General features: G+C 42.7%; 13 protein-coding genes. 6 read left to right on the top strand and 7 right to left on the bottom strand.

The annotated features are described in order from the left end of the window. The first annotated feature begins 28 nt into the window (after positions 1-28). Complete coding sequence (gene pflA / locus AC19MV_RS11540) at positions 29-766, top strand: pyruvate formate lyase 1-activating protein (RefSeq protein WP_432402659.1); 738 nt, start codon at positions 29-31, stop codon at positions 764-766. Between the two features lie 53 nt (positions 767-819). On the opposite strand, the gene yfbV is transcribed toward pflA, so the two are convergent. Continuing rightward, positions 820-1,257 (bottom strand): terminus macrodomain insulation protein YfbV, encoded by a 438-nt coding sequence (gene yfbV / locus AC19MV_RS11535; protein ID WP_498307683.1) that lies wholly within the window; start codon positions 1,255-1,257, stop codon positions 820-822. Positions 1,258-1,469: 212 nt separating this feature from the next. Here yfbV and ackA point away from each other — a divergent pair, with 212 nt between their 5' ends. From ackA to AC19MV_RS11520, 3 genes are all read left to right on the top strand, one after another. Then, a complete protein-coding gene (gene ackA, locus AC19MV_RS11530) occupies positions 1,470-2,672 on the top strand; it encodes an acetate kinase (protein ID WP_498307682.1) in 1,203 nt (400 codons plus the stop codon). A 43-nt stretch (positions 2,673-2,715) separates the two neighbouring features. Next, complete coding sequence (gene pta / locus AC19MV_RS11525) at positions 2,716-4,863, top strand: phosphate acetyltransferase (protein WP_498307680.1); 2,148 nt, start codon at positions 2,716-2,718, stop codon at positions 4,861-4,863. A gap of 804 nt (positions 4,864-5,667) precedes the next feature. Further along, positions 5,668-6,114 carry a hypothetical protein gene (locus tag AC19MV_RS11520; protein WP_498307790.1) on the top strand — a complete coding sequence of 149 codons (447 nt, stop codon included), beginning with the start codon at positions 5,668-5,670 and terminating at the stop codon, positions 6,112-6,114. A gap of 752 nt (positions 6,115-6,866) precedes the next feature. On the opposite strand, the gene hrpA is transcribed toward AC19MV_RS11520, so the two are convergent. The 3 genes from hrpA to AC19MV_RS11505 all read right to left on the bottom strand — a co-directional run bounded on the left by hrpA (position 6,867) and on the right by AC19MV_RS11505 (position 12,397). Further along, complete coding sequence (hrpA, locus tag AC19MV_RS11515; protein WP_498307678.1) at positions 6,867-10,742, bottom strand: ATP-dependent RNA helicase HrpA; 3,876 nt, start codon at positions 10,740-10,742, stop codon at positions 6,867-6,869. 78 nt (positions 10,743-10,820) lie between these two features. Next, complete coding sequence (locus AC19MV_RS11510; RefSeq protein ID WP_432402649.1) at positions 10,821-11,237, bottom strand: CBS domain-containing protein; 417 nt, start codon at positions 11,235-11,237, stop codon at positions 10,821-10,823. Between the two features lie 164 nt (positions 11,238-11,401). Next, positions 11,402-12,397, bottom strand: a complete 996-nt coding sequence (locus tag AC19MV_RS11505; protein ID WP_498307788.1) for an isoaspartyl peptidase/L-asparaginase family protein — start codon at positions 12,395-12,397, stop codon at positions 11,402-11,404. A gap of 249 nt (positions 12,398-12,646) precedes the next feature. Here AC19MV_RS11505 and AC19MV_RS11500 point away from each other — a divergent pair, with 249 nt between their 5' ends. Together AC19MV_RS11500 and tamB are read left to right on the top strand one after the other, a co-directional pair. Next, complete coding sequence (locus AC19MV_RS11500; protein ID WP_432402831.1) at positions 12,647-14,437, top strand: autotransporter assembly complex protein TamA; 1,791 nt, start codon at positions 12,647-12,649, stop codon at positions 14,435-14,437. Continuing rightward, the gene (gene tamB / locus AC19MV_RS11495; RefSeq protein ID WP_498307676.1) at positions 14,434-18,300 is read left to right on the top strand and encodes an autotransporter assembly complex protein TamB; all 3,867 of its coding nucleotides are present in this window, start codon (positions 14,434-14,436) and stop codon (positions 18,298-18,300) included. Before AC19MV_RS11500 ends, tamB begins: the two co-directional genes overlap by 4 nt. Positions 18,301-18,452: 152 nt before the next feature. Here tamB and rplY read toward each other — a convergent pair whose 3' ends face one another. From rplY to AC19MV_RS11480, 3 genes are all read right to left on the bottom strand, one after another. Beyond that, positions 18,453-18,740 carry a 50S ribosomal protein L25 gene (gene rplY, locus AC19MV_RS11490; protein WP_432402644.1) on the bottom strand — a complete coding sequence of 96 codons (288 nt, stop codon included), beginning with the start codon at positions 18,738-18,740 and terminating at the stop codon, positions 18,453-18,455. A gap of 123 nt (positions 18,741-18,863) precedes the next feature. Continuing rightward, positions 18,864-19,415, bottom strand: coding sequence for a peptidoglycan L,D-endopeptidase MepK (mepK, locus tag AC19MV_RS11485; protein ID WP_432402642.1), 552 nt, complete (start codon positions 19,413-19,415; stop codon positions 18,864-18,866). A gap of 592 nt (positions 19,416-20,007) precedes the next feature. Continuing rightward, entirely contained in the window at positions 20,008-21,429 is a 1,422-nt protein-coding gene (locus AC19MV_RS11480; protein WP_498307674.1) for a L,D-transpeptidase family protein, read from the bottom strand. Between the last annotated feature and the right edge of the window lie 187 nt (positions 21,430-21,616).

Below are 21,616 nucleotides of genomic sequence, written 5' to 3'. Positions count from 1 at the left end.
TTTTTTTATCGACATTTAAGGAATAACCATGACGTTAGGTCGCATACATTCAGTGGAATCTTTCGGTACAGTTGATGGACCGGGTATCCGCTATATCGCTTTTATGCAAGGTTGCCTAATGCGCTGCCAGTATTGTCATAATCGTGATACATGGGATCTAGATGGCGGCAAACTTATTTCAGTTGACGACATAATGAGCCAGCTGGTTGATTACCAACCTTTCTTAGACGCCAGTGGCGGCGGCATTACAGCCAGTGGTGGTGAAGCCATACTCCAGGCACAATTTGTCAGCGAGCTATTTCAAGCCTGCAAAGCTCAGGGTATTCATACTTGTTTAGACACCAATGGGTTTGTGCGTAAATACGAACCTGTCATAGACGAACTGCTCGACAATACCGACTTAGTCCTGCTTGATATTAAACAAATGAATGATGCTAAGCACATCGATTTGACCAAAGTCAGTAATCATCGCACTTTACAATTTGCTCAATACCTTGCCAAACGCAACATTAAAACCTGGATACGTTACGTGGTAGTGGCTGGATTTACTGAAGATGTTGAGTCTGCGATTGAATTAGCCGAATTTATTAAGCCAATGCAAAACGTTGAGAAGGTAGAACTACTGCCTTATCACGCATTAGGTGAACACAAGTGGCAGTCATATGGTGACGATTACACGTTAGCCAATGTGAGTGCGCCAAGCGCACAAACAATGCAACAAATACAGCAAGTGTTTTTAGACCGTGGCATAAAAGCGACATATTAAGCAAGATTGTGGCCAACAGCACTAAATTAGCGACCACTTAAGTATAAGATGACTTATAATTCATCCCAATATTGTCGGTCTAAACGTTCAAAGGCCAGTTTTAAAATGGTCGCCATGTCTAGGTAACAGGCCTTGGCACCAAGAGGTTGGCAAGCAACACCCATCTCAGTCAATGCTGAACTGAGTTGATTGCCCCAATCGAATAAAGATAACGGTAATGGGTGGCGCGCTCGCCATCCAAGCCACAGCAAACCTTGTATAGGCAAGCTAATAAAAAAAAGTAATACAGTGATGGCTTGCGGTAAAAAGCTCCAACCTAAAACATACAGCTGGCTCGAAGCAGCAATAATGCCAAGCACGGGCATCGCTATCATGGCTAATTGGGTAGCCTTGACGACTCGATATTCAGGGAAATACAGCCCCAGTTGTCGCACCATTGGCCAGGTCTTCATATAACGACGACCATCAGCAAATAACGTAATCAAATTCATGTTCAATATGGGTACCTAAACAGCCTAGTACATGGAATTAACAGTAACATAATACAGTGTATTGACAAAAATACACTGTTGGATTGGTCGCGCTTTGCAGTTGCAATCAATTCGGTAAGAACACTCAGTGTGAAGTTTATGAATGATCATAAACCTTAGCCAAAATGGATTTTATTATTTCATTTAGTTTCATTGACTTATAAGGCGTTAACATGTCAGACAAATTAGTACTCGTGCTCAACTGCGGTAGCTCATCATTAAAATTTGCCATCATTGATGCCCAATCAGGCGATGAACAAATTTCAGGTCTTGCGGAATGTTTTGGTTTAGAAGATTCACGCATTAAATGGAAATTTAATGGCGGCAAAAACGAAGCGAAACTCGGTGCATTTACCGCTCACCGTGAAGCAGTTGAATTTATCGTTGATAAAATTTTAGCCACACAACCACAATTGGCCGCACAAATTAAAGCCATTGGTCACCGCATCGTTCACGGCGGCGAAAAATTCACTCGCTCTGTCATCATTACGCCAGAAGTGATTCAAGGCATTGAAGATTGTGCTTCACTTGCTCCTTTGCACAACCCTGCTCACTTAATTGGTATTCGTGCAGCTATTGCCTCGTTCCCAGCGCTACCACAAGTCGCAGTGTTCGATACGGCATTCCACCAATCAATGCCAGAAAAAGCCTACGTGTATGCCCTTCCATACAAGCTCTATCGCGAGCACGGTATCCGCCGTTATGGCATGCATGGTACCAGCCACTTATTTGTGAGCCGCGAAGCTGCAAAAGTATTAGGTAAAGACATTAAAGACACCAATGTCATTTGTGCTCATTTGGGCAATGGCGCTTCAGTGACGGCGATTAAAGGCGGAAAAAGCGTTGACACATCAATGGGCTTAACCCCATTAGAAGGCTTAGTCATGGGCACTCGTTGTGGTGATCTAGACCCGTCAATCATTTTCCACTTAGTGAAGCAACTGGGTTATACCCTGGATGAAGTGAATAACTTACTTAACAAACAAAGTGGTTTATTGGGTATTTCAGAGCTAACTAATGATTGTCGTGGCATCGAAGAAGGTTATGAAGACGGCCATAAAGGCGCTACTTTAGCCTTAGATATCTTCTGTTACCGTTTAGCCAAGTACATTGCATCATACACAGTGCCATTAGGCCGCCTAGACGCCATTATCTTTACAGGCGGCATCGGTGAAAACTCCAATCTTATTCGCGAAAAAGTGCTTAACTTACTTGAGATCTTCAACTTTAACGTTGACGACACACTCAATAAAGCTGCCCGTTTTGGTCAGCAAGGTGTGATAACTAAAGCAGGTAGTACGATTGCAATGGTAATCCCAACGAATGAAGAATGGGTTATCGCTGAAGATGCTATGAAGTTAATAGCCGTAAAATAACCAAGATATTGTTTTTTGATTAACCCATATTTAAGAGGTCTTCATGTCTCGTAATATTATGCTTATTCCCATTGGTGTTGGCGTTGGTTTAACCTCGCTAAGCTTAGGGATGGTTCGCGCCTTAGAACGTAAAGGCGTTAAAGTGCAGTTCTTTAAACCTATTGCACAAATTCGCTCTGGTGACAAAGGGCCTGAACGTTCAACCACTATTTTAAGTACATCGCCTTCAGTAAATCCTTTAGAGCCGTACAGCATGGAACATGCTGAAGCGTTAATCCGCTCTGAGCAGCAAGATGTATTAATGGAGCAAATTATTGCTCGCGCGGCGGAATGTGCAAGCAATACTGAAACCCTCATCATTGAAGGTTTAGTGCCAACACGTAGCCACCCTTTTGCTGACGACATCAATTATGAAATCGCTAAAGCACTTGATGCCGACGTGATTTTTATCGCCACGCCAGGTGTTGACACCCCAAATGGTTTAATGAACCGTCTAGAAATTGCTTACAACTCTTGGGGTGGGCAAAAAAATAAACGTCTTATCGGTGCCGTCATCAATAAAATTGGTGCGCCAGTAGATGATGAAGGTCGTACACGCCCAGATTTATCTGAAGTATTTGATGATAAACAAATTCATGCGACTGACAGCTCAGGCATGTTCCAATTGCCGGGTAAAAGTCCGCTGCGTATTTTAGGCAGTGTGCCATACAATTTAGAACTGATTGCGCCTCGCGCTTCTGATTTAGCTAAACACTTAAATGCTAAAATCATTAATGCAGGTGAAATGCACACTCGCCGTATGCGCCGCGTGACATTTTGTGCCCGCAGCATTCCAAACATGTTGATGCACTTTAAAGCCAACTCGTTACTGGTGACTTCTGGCGACCGTTCAGATGTCATCGTATCGGCCTGTCTTGCCGCAATGAATGGCGTAAAAATTGGTGCCCTTTTGCTTACCGGAGGATATCAGCCAGAGCCAGAAGTGATGAAGCTCTGTGAGCAAGCCTTTGAAACCGGCTTGCCTGTATTTTTAATTGAGTCTAACACCTGGCAAACATCGCTTAATATTCAACGCTTTGATCATGAAGTGCCTGTTGATGATGCTGTGCGTATTGAGCGTGTGCAAGAATACGTGGCTAGCCATATTGATCAAACCTGGATTGAGAGTGTGACTCAAGACTCTCCACGTGAGCATCGTTTGTCGCCTCCCGCCTTCCGTTACAAGCTCACTGAGCTTGCGCGTGCAGCACGTAAAACCATTGTGCTACCTGAAGGTGAAGAGCCGAGAACCATTAAAGCAGCCTCTATTTGTGCAGAGCGCGGTATTGCTCGTTGTGTATTAATCGGTAACCGTGAAGAAATTTTACGTGTAGCGTCACAACAAGATGTTGTTTTAGGTGACGGCATTGAGATTATAGAACCAGAAAGCGTTCGTGAAAAATACGTAGCACCGATGCTTGAGTTGCGTCGCAGCAAAGGGTTAACTGAAGTGGTTGCCCGTGAGCAACTAGAAGACAACATGGTACTGGGTACCATGATGTTAGCTGAAAATGAAGTAGACGGTATTGTGTCTGGGGCTATACATACAACGGCTCACACGATCCGCCCACCATTGCAGTTAATTAAAACCGCTCCAGGCTCAAGCTTAGTGTCATCAATTTTCTTCATGTTGATGCCAGATCAAGTGTTGGTTTATGGTGACTGTGCGATTAACCCTGATCCAGATGCTGAACAACTTGCTGATATCGCTATTCAATCTGCTGAATCAGCAAAAGCATTTGGGATTGAACCTCGTGTAGCGATGATTAGCTACTCTACAGGTACCTCAGGAACTGGCTCAGATGTGGATAAAGTGCGTGAAGCGACTCGAATCGCGAAAGAAAAGCGCCCTGATTTGATCATCGACGGTCCATTACAGTATGACGCAGCGGTAATGCCAAATGTGGCAATGTCTAAAGCGCCAAACAGCCCTGTGGCGGGTAAAGCAACCGTGTTTGTATTCCCAGACTTAAATACCGGTAATACAACGTATAAAGCGGTACAGCGAAGTGCAGACTTGATCAGTATTGGCCCAATGCTACAAGGCATGGCCAAGCCTGTAAATGACTTGTCTCGTGGCGCATTAGTTGACGATATCGTTTACACCATCGCATTAACGGCTATTCAAGCTGCGCAAAACAGCAAAAAGTAGCGGTAACTGAAAATGTAGCAAAAAAAAGCACTGATCATTATCAGTGCTTTTTTATTACAATTTTTTATTGTCATTTTCATTGCGACAGGAAACTAAAACTAAGATTGAAATTGACGCATAACTACAGAAGCGGCACTTTTTAACCGCAAAAAAAACAATATATTTTACAGTGAGTTAAAATAACAACTCACAGTCATCAACAAACTTGTCCACAGATTCTGTGGATAACATTAACTTTTTTGACGCCTGTATTCGTTATAAAACTACAACGACAAGCATCACGGTCAATAGGCCACGTTTACTGCATTAACGTAGCGATCAAATATGATCTAATTAACTAATGTATTCATATATGACACGCGCTGTTTGAATCGTCAAGTAAATGTACCGCTAAGCCACAGAAATAGTGACTAACTGCGCAAAATATAACTGCCCAGCGTTTAATTTAAGTGATACTAATTTTTTTTGCACCCAAAATCACAACTCACCTCATGTCACCTATTGATGCGGATGGGTATAAATGCAAATCGATTAAAGTGCAGCGAGTAAAACCATCATCTTATGAATGCGTATGTGAGTGAGGTAGTAAGTGAATAACTCGGATTGCTCAGTCACTCACTATTGGCAGCATTTATATAAGGAGGAGATATCACAATGAGCTGCACTTACCCATTGTCTCAGTGCCTAGCTTTTATACACTTAAACAATTAAATAACCACTAAGCTTGTCACTCCAGCCATAAACCGAGATACTAAGTTAATATAATAAATCTAAATATTGAGTAGTCATTCGCCGATGTTAAATATAAAACCGATTTCTTTCCTTACCCTACTATTACTCTTCTTTCTCAGTGCATGTGAACAATCACCAGAGGATGCGCCGCAACTCAAAATGAGTCCAGAGCAAGTGTCACTCGGCTTTTTTCAAGCGATTTATATTGATAACGATGTAGAAAGCGCCAAACAGTTTGTCGCACCCGACATAAAAGAAGTGATGGAACATTACCATATTGCTTCAGCAGTGCAACGTCATGTACTGGGTTTATCAATGAAAGATGTCACTATGTCGATCGATGAAATTGATATCGACTTTTTCCGAAAATTTACTGACGACGTTACCGTTGTCGTTAAGATGGAAGGATTAAAAGGCGGTAGACAATGGGTAGATGACCGCACAATACGTTTACACAAAAAAGGCAGCACTTGGGTAATTGTCGAAATTCTACCGGAAAAAGGCAGAATCGAACGTTAATACAGAGCTGGATAGTCCCTTTACAATCAACACTATAATTGATGTTGCAATCGACATTGTCATCGAAAGTCAAATTAACTCGGTCTTGGTGGAGTCGTCTTTTACGACTAAGTCCAGCTTAAACTTTATCGCTATGCTAATAGCTAATAGCTAATAGCTAATAGCTAATAGCTAATAGCCAATAGCCAATAGCCAAAAGCCAAAAGCCAAAAAAATAGCAGCCTAAGCTGCTATTTTTATATTCGGTGTCGGAGTATTTAATGCGGTGACGCACAGGTCAGTGCATTAATATGCTCGTTCAAATGTCTTATTCTTCGTCAGAAGGTAAAGACTCTAACACGTCATCTTTTACTTGATAGTAAGCATTTTCGTATTCATGAACTTCCATAATAACTCCAATCTTCTTTAGGTCGTTTTGTAGGGGGAAGGCCTGTCTTATTTTTCAACAACTTAATCTTAATGACATCGTGCTGGTAGCATAGTGTCGATAACATTACTTTGTCTCTGGGGGGTGACATTTACCTAACAGAGAGAAAAGCACAATCACTTTCTTCTTGCCGGAGAGTATATCAATACTCATGCGACTTTCAAACCTTAACCACCGATAAATTACGAAAAACTTTCAGTTCTGAATGAAAAAACGGCTTAAAAACACAGAAAACAGTGTTTTATAGAGAAAAAACTGAAAGTCTTTCATCGAGAAACAAAAAAACCGATGCAGTGCATCGGCTTTTTTTGAGCATAATAACGACTTAAACTTGACTGATATGATTAAGAATACGTTTTTCTGAAATAGGATATGCTGTACCCAATACTTGAGCAAAACATGATACTCGATACTCTTCTATCATCCACCTTGCTTCAATTAACAACTCAGGCACTGGTTGCGAGCGTGGCACTTTGGCGAGTTGTGCCGTCAGTGTCTCTTGTACCTTACTGATACTGTGCATATGCAAACGGTCTCGCGTAGGATCTACGGGTAACTTTTCAAGCCGGTTTTCAATCGCTTTGAGGTATCTGGCTACATCAGCTAGGCGTTGCCAACCACAATCTTCGACAAATCCTTTATACACTAAGCTGTCTAGTTGCGTTTGAATGTCACTCATTGCAAAGGCAATATCTAAACTAATTTTGCCCTTTAAGCGTTTTTTAATCCGCTGGTAAATGGTTAACACCTGTTCAACGTTTAAGGCTATTTGCTCAGCCGTTGGATTAAGTTCTTGGCGCACCCAATCTTTGGCTTGTTCAAATTGCGCCTCATTACGAATATCTAACTGCTTTTGATCGAGTAACTGTTGCACAGCCGCATTAATGATATCTTCAATCAATATTTGCACTTGGCCAAACGGATTAAAGTACATTGCGAGTTTAGCTTTATTGGGTAACGCTTGCTGCAAGTGTTTAACGGGTGACGGTATATTGATTAGCAATAACCGACGTAATCCGACTCGATGATGACGTTTCGCTTCATGCTCATCATCAAATAGCTTAATTGACACATCGGTTTTGTTATCGATAAGGGCCGGATATGCTTTAACCTCGTAGTTGCCTTTACGTTGCTGGTATTGCACTGGCAAGTCACCAAATGTCCAACTGGTAATAGCTTGCTGCTCAATGCCTTTATCAGCCACTTTACGTATCGCTTTGGCAACCACGCCTTGCAACTGCCCTTTCAACGTTTCTAAATCTCGCCCTTGAGCCACTAAGCGACCTTGATCATCTTCAATCTTAAAATTCATTTTAAGATGTTCAGTAATTTGGGTTAAATCAAAATCGTCAGCTGAAATCCGCACACCACTCATACGCAATAATTGTTTGCACATCGAGTCGAGCATTGATAATTCAAACGGTTTCATTGCTTGATAACAGGCACGAGCATAATCAGGCGCTGGCACAAAATTACGGCGTAAGTTTTTGGGTAAAGACTTAATCAATGCCACCAGCTTTTCTTCACGCAGCCCTGGGACGAGCCAATCAAAATCGCTGTCGTCGATTTGATTGATCAACGCAACAGGAATATGCACCGACACCCCGTCGTCGACATTGCCAGGTTCAAAGTGATAACTCACTGTTAAGGCTAAATTGGCTTTATGCCATACTTCTGGAAAGTCCAACGCTGAAATATGATCGGCGTTGCGCTGCATTAATAACGCTTTGCTGTAATCTAATAAATCTGGGGTATATTGACGGGCTTTTTTCCACCAAGCAAAAAACAACGGCGCGTTATAAATGCCTGCAGGAATAAGGGGTTCATAAAAATCCACCAGCACTTGCTCGTCGACCAAAATATCGCGGCGGCGCGATTTATGCTCCAGTGATTCGATGTCGTTAAGCAGTTTTTGGTTATTAACAAAAAACGCTTCTTTGGTTTGCAACTGTCCTTCTGCTAAAGCGCTGCGCACAAAAATCTCGCGAGCTTCAACGCCATCAATTGGGCCATATTGCACCCGGCGGCGATTCACAATAATTAAGCCGTATAGCACTTGATTTTCAAGTGCGACAACGCTGCCTGCTTTGGCTTCAAAATGCGGTTCGAGGTAGTTCTTCTTCACTAAATGCGCGGCGAGAGACTCTGCCCATTCAGGTTCTATTTTAGCGCAGCAACGGGCAAATAAACGTGATGTTTCTGTGAGCTCGGCTGCCATTATCCATTTAGGGCCCTTTTTAGCTAAAGGTGAGCCAGGGAACACAAAGAACTTACGGTTACGGGCACCTAAATACTCGTTGTTTTCGCCTTTAAAGCCAATCTGGCTTAATAAGCCAGACAATATGGCTTTATGTAATTGCTCATAACTGGCGACATTGTCACTCACACGCCATTTAAGTTCGTGGACAGCTTGTTTCACTTGTGTGTATAAGTCTTGCCATTCACGTACGCGTAAATACGCTAAGTATTCATCTCGACATTGTTTTCTAAACTGACTGGCCGACAACTCATGCTTTTGATCTTTAACATGATCCCACAGCTTAACCCAACTGACAAAGTCTGAATCTTTATCGGCATAGCGGCGATGACACTCATCAGCAGCTTGCTTTTTATCGATGGGTCGCTCGCGCGGATCTTGAATGGATAAGCCCGAGGTAATCACTAACGCCTCATGTAAACAGCCTAATTTATTGGCTTCGATGACCATTCTGGCTAAGCGTGGATCAAGCGGAATTTTGGCTAAATCTTTACCCAATGGGGTAAGCACTAAATCGTTGCGCTGCTTTGTAACGGCTTGTAATTCTTCGAGCAGTAAAAAACCATCGCGAATGTGTTTTTGATCTGGCGGCTGAATAAACGGAAAACCGGCAATATCACCCAATCCAATCGCCAGCATTTGTAAAATAACCGAGGCAAGATTGGTGCGCAAAATTTCAGGATCGGTAAACTCAGGACGTTGAATAAAGTCCATTTCATCATAAAGACGAATACAAATACCAGGCCCGACACGGCCACAACGGCCTTGGCGCTGATTAGCACTGGCTTGAGAAATCGGCTCAATCGGCAAACGCTGCACTTTAGTGCGGTAACTATAACGACTAATTCGTGCAGTACCAGGATCAATCACATAGCGAATACCGGGTACCGTTAATGACGTTTCAGCCACGTTGGTGGCTAACACAATCCGCCTGCCAATATGGCTTTTAAACACTTTTGACTGCTCGCCGTAAGACAAACGCGCATATAACGGTAAAATCTCTGTGTCGCGGTATTGTTGTTTACGCAGTAAATCGGCAGTGTCACGAATTTCGCGCTCACCGTTCATGAAAATCAAAATATCGCCGGGGCCTTCAGCAATCAGCTCATCAACCGCGGAAAATATACCGTCACTGATATCTAAGTCGGCATCATTATCACGCACCAGCGGTCGGAATCGAGTTTCAACCTCATAGGTACGCCCTGACACTTCAATCACGGGAGCATTATCAAAATGCTTTGAGAAACGGTCTACATCGATGGTCGCCGAGGTGATAATGACTTTTAAATCAGGGCGTTTTTTGAGGACTTGTTTTAAGTAGCCTAAGATAAAGTCAATGTTAAGACTGCGCTCATGGGCTTCATCGATAATGATGGCATCGTACTGATTTAAAAATCGATCTGAGGTGAGTTCTGCTAATAAAATACCATCAGTCATTAACTTGATATAAGTGTTATCACTAATGGCATCGGCAAAGCGCACTTTAAAACCAACGACCTCCCCAAGTGGGCTGTTGAGCTCATCAGCAACGCGATTTGCAACACTTCGGGCAGCTAAACGGCGCGGTTGAGTGTGACCAATGAGCCCGCGAGTGCCTAAGCCTAATTCTAAGCAAATTTTAGGTAACTGAGTGGTTTTACCCGAGCCTGTTTCACCGGCAACAATCACCACCTGGTTATTGGCAATAGCAGAGGCAATGTCTTCTCGCTTTTGCGAAACAGGCAGCTCGTCTGGGTAATTAATGACAGGTCTTGATTGCAAACGTTGCTGCGCTTTAGCGTAAGCTTGTTTTGCAGCCTCTGTAAGCTGGGCTAAGGTTTGAGATTTTTTTTCAGACTCAGCCTCTTTATTAATACGAAATAAGCGACGACGGATTTTAGCCGCATCGGTTTGATAACAAAGATTGAGATACGCCTTAGAGAGCGGGTGAAGGTCCGAATTCAAATCTGATTCCCTTGCTTACATCGAAAAAAAGCGATCCTAGCAAGGAAAACAGCATAATGATAATGATTTTGACGATTGTTATGCCGGAGATAAGTAGCATTGCTGCATATAGGTATTCATTGCGTTCAGTACATTGGTACGGTTAATGGTGCCAATCACTTTACCACTGCTCACTACAGGATAAATTTTAGGTTTAGCACCAAGCATTTGTTCAGCTAACGCTAAAATGCTGTCATCTGGTGCAACCGTCAATGCAGGGCTTTTCATGCAATCGGCCACGGTACTGGTCATATCACAGTGGTAACTGCTTTTAAGCATCACAGCTAAACAATCTTGCTGTGATAGAAAACCCATTAACTCCCCTTTTGCATCCACAACAGGAGCACCACTTTTATTGCTCGCCAGTAACTGCTCTACAGCAATGGCTAATGACATATTTGCGGTTAATAAAACTGGACGTCTATCCATGTGGTCTTTAATTTTTATCGAATCCATATTACCCCCAAGTGCACAAATGACTCTCGTGCGAAATAAACTTAATTTGTACGATTGTTATCAATACCCATTAAGTTTAGTCAAGATTGGTTAACTGGACAGTAAAATTAAACGATTATGTTAGTCGGCTATGTTACTCACATTTGTCATGTTATTGCTGACTATTATTTATCTCGCCAAATCATCACGTTTGCGGCTTGGCCATGCACTCGACTAGCTCGATACATACCACTGGTGTTAAATGGCGTAGCAATATTACCTTGCTTGTCGATAGCAATCACACCACCGGTGCCACCAGCATTCACCAACGTTTGATTAATCACCTCGTCTGCAGCTTGAATAATCCCTTGTTGTTGGTATTTCACTTTGGCACAGATATCACCGGCAACATGGTAACGAATAAAATATTCACCATGACCTGTCGCCGATACTGCACAAACACCATTTTCAGCATAGGTTCCTGCGCCGATAACCGGTGAATCACCAATACGGCCAAAACGCTTCGCGGTCATGCCGCCGGTTGAAGTGCCTGCGGCTAAATTGCCTTGTTTATCCAGAGCAACAGCACCTACAGTTCCGTATTTATAATTGTCGCGTAATTGGTTTACTGACGCTTGATAATCGCCGCCATTAGTTTGCTCGGCCTTAATAATACTGGCTTTAGCATCAAGTAGTTGGGCATAACGATGAGGTGTATCAAAATGACTGTTTGCCACTAAATTGAACTGCTGAGTCAGGGCGAACTCTTCCGCGCCCTCACCGTATAGCATGACATGAGGTGACTTTTGCATGACGGTAATGGCCAAATCAATCGGGTTTTTAATGTGTTTTACCCCTGCAACGGCGCCTGCATTTAATGTTTTACCATCCATGATGGAAGCATCAAGTTCATGGCCGCCATCAAAGGTATATACCGCACCAACACCGGCATTAAATAATGGGCTGTTTTCTAAAATGTTAATCGCCGCTTTAACGGCCTCGATACTGTCGCCACCGTTTTGCAGCACATCATAGCCACTATCAATGGCTTGAGTTAACTTATCTCTAATGGCTTTTTCTTGTTCAGCCGTTAAATCAGCAGCATTAATGGTGCCCGCACCACCGTGTATCGCAATCGAAAAAGGGCTGTTGTCTTGTGCTATGACCTGTGCTGAAGTCATCCCTAAACACAGCGCTATTGTTAAATATAATTTATTCATGATCGGCAAGTCCTTGAAAGGCGTATATCTTTGTAACCATTTATCCATGTTATTACAATCATATTGTTGCGACTTTTCATCTTTATAGCGACAATAGTCATATTGATATGGTGACAAGCATCATTAGCCTTATTTTTGGAAAATTTGCCCAATTTGTCCTCTAAACGACTTAAATTTAGCCAGTTATTGTTATTCTCGTTGACCCTATTGATGTCAGGCTTTGTGCTTGCCGAGAATAGTTGGCTTAACGTTCGTATTGATGGTGTCAGTAAAAAGCTTGAAAAAAATATTACCGCCCATTTAGGTACCCTGCCTGAATCTGGCGTGCAGCGCAGAGCCTTTTTGTTTACCGTTGATGACAATACTCAAGACGCTTTAGAATCCATGGGTTATTACCATGGCATTATTGATATTGACGTACAAGAAACCGAATCAGGCCCTTGGAAACTTAACCTCAATATCACCACAGGGGATCCCGTTATCATTCAGTGGGTCGACATCAATTTTAGCGGCGATATGCTGCAAGATGACAGGTTTGCATTGTGGTTAAACAGTCTCAAAATTAAACCCGGCGATATCCTAAATCACGGTGTTTACGATGCTTTAAAATCTCAATTAGTCACGTTAGCGTTAGCGCGTGGTTATTTTGATGGTCGCTACACTAAATCTGAAATTAGCATTAACCGCGACTTTAATACCGCGCAAATCAATATCCAATTTGACTCAGGCAAGCGTTACTTATTTGGTGACGTTGATTTTGCAGGCAGCACGTTGAATGATGATGTTATTGAAGCGTTAATCCCGTTTGATGCTGACGCGCCTTATGCCACACAACAACTTACTGAATTTAACCGTAACCTGCTCGATACAGGCTACTTTAGTAACATAAAAGTATTGCCTCAAATAGATAAAATCAGCGATGGCGTGGTGCCGATAAAAGTGGAGTTAAGCCCAAGGCCAAGCCACTTAATTGAGGTCGGCTTAGGTGCTGATATTGGCAATAGCACTGAAGACACCTTTGAGCCTCGAGTGCGAGTCACGTGGCGTACGCCACAAATTAACCGTTATGGCCATTATCAAGAAACCAGCGCTGAGTGGTCACCAGATAGGCCTAAAATATTAACAACCTATACCATTCCACTGAGCCACCCATTAGATGACCAATTGAAAATTAAATTGGGCATATTACGTGACACTTACGGCGTGACTCAAGACTATGATGAAGAAAGCCGCTCGTTCGACAATACGGGCGAATTAGAGTCTAAAAAATATTTAATTGGGCTTTCTCGTCAACAACGCTCTGAAAGTAATTGGTTATACGGTTACTCAATTGAGTCGATTCGGGAGTTTTATGAACAACTTGATACCGAGTACGATCCACGATTTTTATTAATGGGCTATAACCTCACTAAAACGGTTCGCGGTGACAACACCTTGGATCCTAAATCGGGTTTTCGACAAACATACAGCATGGAATATGCAGACCCATCACTGGGTTCAACCATTCGCTTAGCACGTTTTCAAGCACGGTTTAAATGGATTGAAACCTTTTTTGATAAACACCGTTTTGTCGCACGCCTCGATTTAGGCGCAAACATTGCCAGTAGAGATGACATTAGTTTTATTCCGCCGTCACTGCGCTACTTTGCCGGTGGAGATCAAAGTATTCGCGGTTACAGCTACCAAGAACTTGGCCCCTATATTGACTACACAAACAGCGATGGTGGCATATCGCGCCAAGTTGTTGGTGGACGATATTTAGCTATTGGCAGCCTAGAATATCAGTATTACTTAACCCCAACGTGGCGCGTCGCCAGCTTTGTCGATGCAGGTAATGCCTTTGACACCGGACAACTCGAGCCAGTGGTTGCGGTGGGCGGTGGTGTCCATTGGATATCGCCAATCGGGCCGATTAAACTTGATTTAGGTTTTGGTTTAAAAGAAACCGAAACCGTAGCGCGCTCATTCCGTTTCCATCTCACCATGGGGACAGAGTTATGATAGACAACAATACACCAAACGCACAAAACCCAGACGAAACGCCTAAAGCACAAGCTAATTCGGCCAAAATACCACCTGCCCCCTTGAGTATTCAAGCTAAACTGTGGCGCAATTTTAAGCTCTATACCCGTATTTTAATCTATGTGCCTTTAATCATCTTAATGCTCGTAGCGGTGTCGATAGGCACACCGTTTGGCAGTAAAATCACGGTGATGTTGGTTGATAAATTAGTCAGCGATATCGGCTTAGAATATCAATCTGGTACCCTTAACAATGACCTCAAATTACATCGCCTATCATGGGCAATGAAAGGCATTCAAGTCGAAGCTAAGGGTGTTGAGCTTGATTGGGTACCCACCTGCCTTATCAACCAGCAAATTTGTGTCACGAATCTATCGGCAAGCAAACTCAAAGTAGATATTGTCACGGACAACATTCCAGCCAGTGAGCCAAGCGCACCAGAAATCGCGGATGAGACCCCGCAAGAACTGACGCTGCCGATAAGTATTAGCCTTAATAAAGCCCAGTTTAGCCGAGTTGACGTCACCGTTAACCACATGAGTTATCACGCAGACCAACTTGCCACAGAAGCCATTTGGAATGACAGTGGCCTGCAAATAGAAACCTTAACCAGCCAGGGGTTGGTGGTTAACATTCCCACCACAAAGAACGACAGTCCCGATACACAGACAGCTGAAACAAATAATGATTGGCCTTTAGCAAAGTTACCGGCCATCTTTATGCCTTTTCCGATAAAAGTGAAACAATTTGAAGCCGTTGACACGCAACTGAATATCGCTGAGCGCCAAGATAATTTTAGCCATATCGTGTTAGCGGCAAGTTTTCGTCAATATCAATTAGGTATCACCCAACTTGATATTCAACATGACTATGGTGATGTGAATGTGATTGGCGATATTGCCTTTTTAGACCATTACCCGCTGACGTTAAAGCTGCAAGCAAATATTGACCATGTGACAGAGGTCCCAGGGCTTGCCAAGCAAACATTAAGACTCGATTTAACTCAAGACTTAAGCCAACTCAATATCAATGCAATAGCAAAAGGCAGCAACGCTTTTACATTAGCGTCAACCATCGACTTAACGTCTAAGCAACTCGCTTATCAAGTCAGCTTAAATGATGCTTATTTGCAATGGCCATTACAAAAACCTGAATACATTGCGCAAATCAAGCAATTTACCAGTAATGGCAACCTAAGCGATCAAGTGGCTAAACTTGAGGGCCAACTGACAACACCTTTTAACCCTAACCTTATTGTTCGTGCCGACATTGATAACCGCCAACAACAATTAACCATTAAGACGCTTAATATTCAATCTATTGCGGGCAATATCGACTTAGATGGACAACTTTCTTATAAAGATAATGTTGTGTGGCAAGCCAATGTGCGCACCGATAATATTCAATTGCAGCATATTGACTATCTGACTCAATTTAACCCGCTCAAAAGTCAATTCAGTGGTACCTTTTCCAGCCAGGGCAATATTGGCGCTAAAGACTGGAAAGTCGCCATTGAACAGGCAAACTTAACCGGCAGGCTCAATGGCTACCCGTTAAATTTACAAGGTAATATTGCCATTAATCAGGCATTTGCCATTAATGCAGACAATCTTCAAGCCAACGCACTTGGTGCTAACTTACTGATTAACGGTACTGCCGATACCCTTTGGGATATTGACGCTGAACTGAGTGTGCCTGATTTAAGCCAATGGCTGCCGGGCGGTCGAGGTAATATTTTTGCTAAGGTTGATGTCAGTGGCAATAGCGCCAATCCGATTGTCGATGTTGATGCTCAAGTTAATAAATTCAGCTATAACGGCAGTAAAATAGACAATACCACGCTAGTAGCAAACTACCGTCCATTTGAGCAGCACCGCTATCGAGTAGCACTCAAAAACAGCTTATTATTTTGGAACAATAATAAGTTGAGTCAATTAACCCTCGTGAGCGAAGGTGACCAACAGCAACAACAAACCACCTTAACCACCCAAGGTGACGTGGTAATCAACACGCAATTAGCGACTAACAGCAATCTCGACAAGCAACAATTTAATGGTAAGTTTACCCAACTCAACCTGTCAAATGTGCTCGGAGCATGGCAACAAGACACCCCGATTACCTTTGATTGGGACCAAGTAAAACAACGCGGTAATATTAGCCGTTTTTGTTTAGTGCACCCACACAATAAACTCTGTCTGGTAAACGACATTAGCTTAGGCAGCACAGGCCAAGCCAACATTAACTTCAGTGGCAATCCTGGGCAATTAGTGGCACCTGTTCTGTCTAAAAAAATCACCTGGGATGGGCAAGCAGCGTTAACCAGTCAAATCAATTGGGCTAAGGGTAAAAAACCAACTGCCGATTTACAATTTACTTTAATGCCTGGCAACATTACCTTAACTCGAGCAAAGACCAAGCCCGTGAGTATCGATTATCAACAACTATTACTGCGAGCCACACTGGATGAAAAACAGGTCACGAGCACGTTGAGCTTTGATTCCTCTGGTATTGCAAACTGGCAAAGCCAGCTGAGTGTGAACATTACACCAGACAGAACCTTGCAAGGGGATATTAATATTAATGAGTTAAATCTTGCCCCCTTTGGTGAGTTTTTCCCGCGGCTTGCTACGTTAGAGGGGTTATTATCGAGCCGACTAACACTTGCCGGTTCGTTAATGGACCCAAGTGTTTCGGGTAATATTAAATTAAGTGACGGTGCTTTTGCATTGTCGAGCAATCCCACACTCATCGATAAGTTGTACTTATCTTTAGCACTTGAGGGCCAGCAAGGCCAACTAAACGGCCAATGGCATATGGGCGATGGCGAAGTGGCAACACAAGGGACCCTCGCCTGGCCGCAAGGCAACTTTAGCGGCGACATCAACATTAAAGGCAGTAATTTAGCGGTTATTCAGCCACCGATGGCCATTTTAAATGTCTCCCCGGACATTAATATGACATTTGATCAACAATTGTTTGCCGTTAAAGGTCAAGTCAATGTGCCTTCTGGGCAAATTAAGATTGTGCCACTCGCAGAAGGTGGCGTCGCGGTGTCAAACGATGTGGTCTTTAATGATTCGATTTCTGAACAAATCGTTAAAACCAGTCCTTATGCCATTACCGCAGACATCAATGTTAATGTGGGTAAAAACCTCACTATCGATGGCATGGGCTTAAAGGGTAAGCTGCAAGGTAACTTAGCGCTAAAGCAGCAGGCTTTTAAACCGCCTATGTTATTTGGTGATATTAAGGTGACTAAAGGGACCTATAAATTTATGGGGCAAACTCTCACCATTGATACCGGTGAAGTGCAGTTTGTTGGCCCAACAAGTGTGCCTAATCTTAATATTGAAGCCACTCGAGACATTAAAGATGAAGACATCACCGCGGGTGTTAGGGTAACGGGTACCCCAATGCGTCCTGTCGTAACGCTGTTCTCTAATCCCGCCAAAGAACAGGCCGAGGTGTTATCTTACATTCTCACTGGTAAAGGTTTCACCTCTACCTCAAGCGAGCAAAGTAACTCACTAATGATGGGTGCGGCACTTAGCTTAGGAGCCCAATTTGACGGTGGCGCCATGAATAGCATAGGCAGCACTGCGACAGAGTTGATTGAAAAGTTTGGGTTTTCTAATGTACAGCTTGATACTAACGATGACGGTAAAGTGGCTGTTAGTGGTTATATTGGCGAAGATCTCATGATCAAATACGGTGTGGGCGTCTTTAACCCAGGTTATGAAATGACGGTGCGTTACTACTTGTTATCGCAGCTGTATTTAGAGAGTGTATCGAGCACCTTAAGCCAGTCGTTAGACATCTATTACAGCTTCGAAATCGACTAAAGGTTCTAGACCCCGTCCCAAAATGCTTATATTGGGGATCCAGGTGTTGCTTTAAGTGTTAGGTGTCAGGTGCCAGGTGCCAGGTGCCAGGTGCCAGCATAAAATTAAGACACAAAAAAAGCGCCCTTAGGCGCTTTTTTTCAAATTAGCGATTAAGCAAATTTGAAGTCAATGTGTTCAATCATTGGCTTGAAAGCGTGACGCTGTACAGCTTGTACACGTACTTTGATTTCTTTACCTTCTACAGCGATAGTTAAATCAGTAGTGTAGAAGTCATCGTTTAACTGGATGTTAATGATGTCTTTGTGTTCAAACTTGATTGATACAGGCTCATTGCTTGGGCCATAGATTACAGCAGGCACTTGACCAGCATGACGTAGGCGGCGGCTCGAACCTTTCCCGATTTCAGTGCGGGTTTGTGCGTTGATTGTGTAAGACATTAGTCACTCACTTAATAAATAATAAAGTATAAAGGCGTCATCATTTTCGACCAACGATGACTCAAATAAAGCGCGCGGATATTACCATAGCTACCTACATCTCACAAGAAGATATAAAGACTATTAACCCCAACGCCTTACGGGACCACAATCAACATGAATAAAACCATCTCGAGGATAAAACCCCACTCCACCTAATTTTAATGAAGCTGCGGCATCACGAAGGTTTTTAGTGCTCACACCCGGAATAGCAATGTCCATTGCCATGCCTTTCATGTGATAACTCTTTTTAGCGACACCGTTACTTTTCGATGCCAGCATTTGATTCGTTTTTGGTGAACGATAAGCAGAGATTACATGGATTTCGTCTTGATTATCTAAGGTAAGCTGTAATTTATACAAATACTCAAATAATCGTTTATCAATCGGTGCCGCCACATTTTGCCGATGGTCGCGTAATACTTGATTAAAATCAGTCAACGTTTCAGCTTGATATTGGCCATCAATCCAAAAGCTACCTTGACTTCTTTCACCAGTATGGCGATTAAAAAAATGAAGGTCTTTAACACCATGAGTAGAACGGCTTGCTTGCGCGGTGTTAGGTAGCATTGTTGCTACAGCGACACCGCTTAAGCCTAATAAAATTTGTCGACGAGTTAGGCACTCAATTGTCATTTTTACACCACTTAATTTATCGATTTACATAATTTATCGGCTTATACCAATTCCATTAATTATCTGGTCATTCAGCGGGAGTTCTGTGTCTTCTAGGCAAGTAATAGAATTGTAGGCATAGTTGCTCTCGGCAACAGCTCCTGCATTGCTCTACCTCCTGCATCCATGCAGTCGTACGTCAAAATGCTATTAAGCAGCATAGAAGGCACAGAAACCCGCCTTGCAGGAGACACTCAGACCGTTCATTTCTTTGTTGCATTGCCTTAAAAGGGAATAACCATTATTTCAACAATGCGCCTCAAACTGAACAATCTGAGTGACTCTGATTGGTCACATAATTAATGGAATTGGTATTAAAGCACGATTTCATCTTCACAATGGGCATAAGCACCATTGTTGGTTTTTTATCCAACTGACCAGTAAATTAAACATTAATGACTATAAATGCAAGTGGGGATATTTTTTACTGTGCAATAAACACACAGTAAAAATGCAGGAGTGTGATGTGCCTCAAGTGCTTATGAGTAAAATAGACAATAATTAACTTTACTTCATCAGCTAGGGTTTTATGTGATTTCACAATGAAGACGCATTATTGAACTCGTGCTTGAGGTTGCGTTTTTTGACTTAATAAATTCACGGGAGTAACCGGAGCTAATTGGTAAATATCATCGCGGTATTGTGCAATATGTTCATCATCCACCCAAGCGCGCCAATACACCATGTGCACTGGTAATGTGTCCGATAAAGCAAACCATTGTGTTTTGGTGTAATTGTTCTGCAATCGGCTCCAGGTACGCTTATCAATAACTAAATGGTTAGCAAACCAATCGGCAAGTTGTTGTACTTTTTCAATCCGTACACAACCTGACGACAAATCTCTGTCGGATCTTGAAAACAGTGATTTGCTTGGCGTGTCATGTAAATAAATACTTTGGTCATTATTAAAATGGAATTTATAACGGCCTAATGCATTATCACCACCAGGGCGTTGCACCACACGGTAAGGAAAACGCCCTACTGCCGCCTGTTGCCATTGTTGTGGGGTTTTATCGACTCTATTACCGTCAAAATCAAACACATCAAAATGTCTGTCATTAAAGTAATGACCATTTGATTGGATTTGCGGCAAAATATCTTGGCGTAGCAGTTGCCTCGGCACAGTCCATGTTGGGTTAATAATGATATTAGAGATTTGCCCTGTCATAACCGGCGTTTGTCGATAAGATTTACCGACAATCACTTTTGACGCCAACACCACTTGATTGTTCTCGACTAATACCATTTGAAACGCCGGAATATTAATCAATAAATAGGGTTGCGGTAATTGGCTTAAATAGGTGGTTTTTTCGACAAAGCTTTTAGCGAGTAATGTTGCTCTTTGTAGTGGGGTTTGATTGAGCCAAAATAAGGTTTTAGGCCCAATGACGGCGTCAGAGGTTAACCCATGCCTGGACTGAAAACGCTTCACGCTTTGCGCTAACGCAGGTAAATACAACACTTCATCGGCAAGGTATTCATTGCCATCACCAAGTAACCATAAACGCTGGTTAATTTGCTTAATACTCGGATGGCCATCTCCAGGACGCAACAATCCACCGGGCTCAATCGCATCCCAGTCTTGTGTTTGGGTTAGCCACATTAATTTTCGTAGATAATTAATCACGCCAAGGTAGTCTTCAACGGCAGGTTCGAGGGCAATATTTTTAGCAATAACAGACGCGCTATCGTCTAAAGTATCATAGGCCAATGGAACCTGTTTTTGATGCCAAAATGTGGCGACGCTTTGTTGAATACTGTCGATGTATTCTAGCTGTTCTGCATCTGTTCCCGATTGTAATATCGCTAAGTATTGTGCTCGCTGCGCTGTAGGTTCAGCCAAATATTGTAATTGCAGATGCTGGATGAGATTGTCGTAATGATGTGGCTCACTCGCCAAAGAAGATGGCGATATACACAAGAGTAATACACCGATGATACTGATATGAATAGATCGCGCAGCTTGACTCAACATGCTGTTCCCCATAGCCTTCGACACCTCAATATTGTCACGTTTACCCTTGCAGTGAAACGAATATAATCATTATTGCAAATAATGGCCTACTTTGGATGACAGAAACATTTTAACAACAAAAGTTAATACCAAAGCGTTACTTCAACGTTCAATTTTCAATCATTTATATAAAAAATAGTCAGTTAAC

The sequence above is a fragment of the Shewanella sp. MF05913 genome, assembly GCF_059758095.1.
The sequence above is the reverse complement of the archived record's forward strand: the minus strand, read 5'-3'. Positions and strand labels throughout refer to the sequence as shown.

What these genes read in the sequence shown, in the direction of transcription:
- pflA (WP_432402659.1), top strand. Translation starts at nt 29, where the DNA reads ATGACGTTAGGTCGCATACATTCAGTGGAATCTTTCGGTACAGTTGAT.
- yfbV (WP_498307683.1), bottom strand. Translation starts at nt 1,257, where the DNA reads ATGAATTTGATTACGTTATTTGCTGATGGTCGTCGTTATATGAAGACC.
- ackA (WP_498307682.1), top strand. Translation starts at nt 1,470, where the DNA reads ATGTCAGACAAATTAGTACTCGTGCTCAACTGCGGTAGCTCATCATTA.
- pta (WP_498307680.1), top strand. Translation starts at nt 2,716, where the DNA reads ATGTCTCGTAATATTATGCTTATTCCCATTGGTGTTGGCGTTGGTTTA.
- AC19MV_RS11510 (WP_432402649.1), bottom strand. Translation starts at nt 11,237, where the DNA reads ATGGATTCGATAAAAATTAAAGACCACATGGATAGACGTCCAGTTTTA.
- AC19MV_RS11505 (WP_498307788.1), bottom strand. Translation starts at nt 12,397, where the DNA reads ATGACTTCAGCACAGGTCATAGCACAAGACAACAGCCCTTTTTCGATT.
- AC19MV_RS11500 (WP_432402831.1), top strand. Translation starts at nt 12,647, where the DNA reads ATGTCAGGCTTTGTGCTTGCCGAGAATAGTTGGCTTAACGTTCGTATT.
- tamB (WP_498307676.1), top strand. Translation starts at nt 14,434, where the DNA reads ATGATAGACAACAATACACCAAACGCACAAAACCCAGACGAAACGCCT.
- rplY (WP_432402644.1), bottom strand. Translation starts at nt 18,740, where the DNA reads ATGTCTTACACAATCAACGCACAAACCCGCACTGAAATCGGGAAAGGT.
- mepK (WP_432402642.1), bottom strand. Translation starts at nt 19,415, where the DNA reads ATGACAATTGAGTGCCTAACTCGTCGACAAATTTTATTAGGCTTAAGC.
- AC19MV_RS11480 (WP_498307674.1), bottom strand. Translation starts at nt 21,429, where the DNA reads ATGTTGAGTCAAGCTGCGCGATCTATTCATATCAGTATCATCGGTGTA.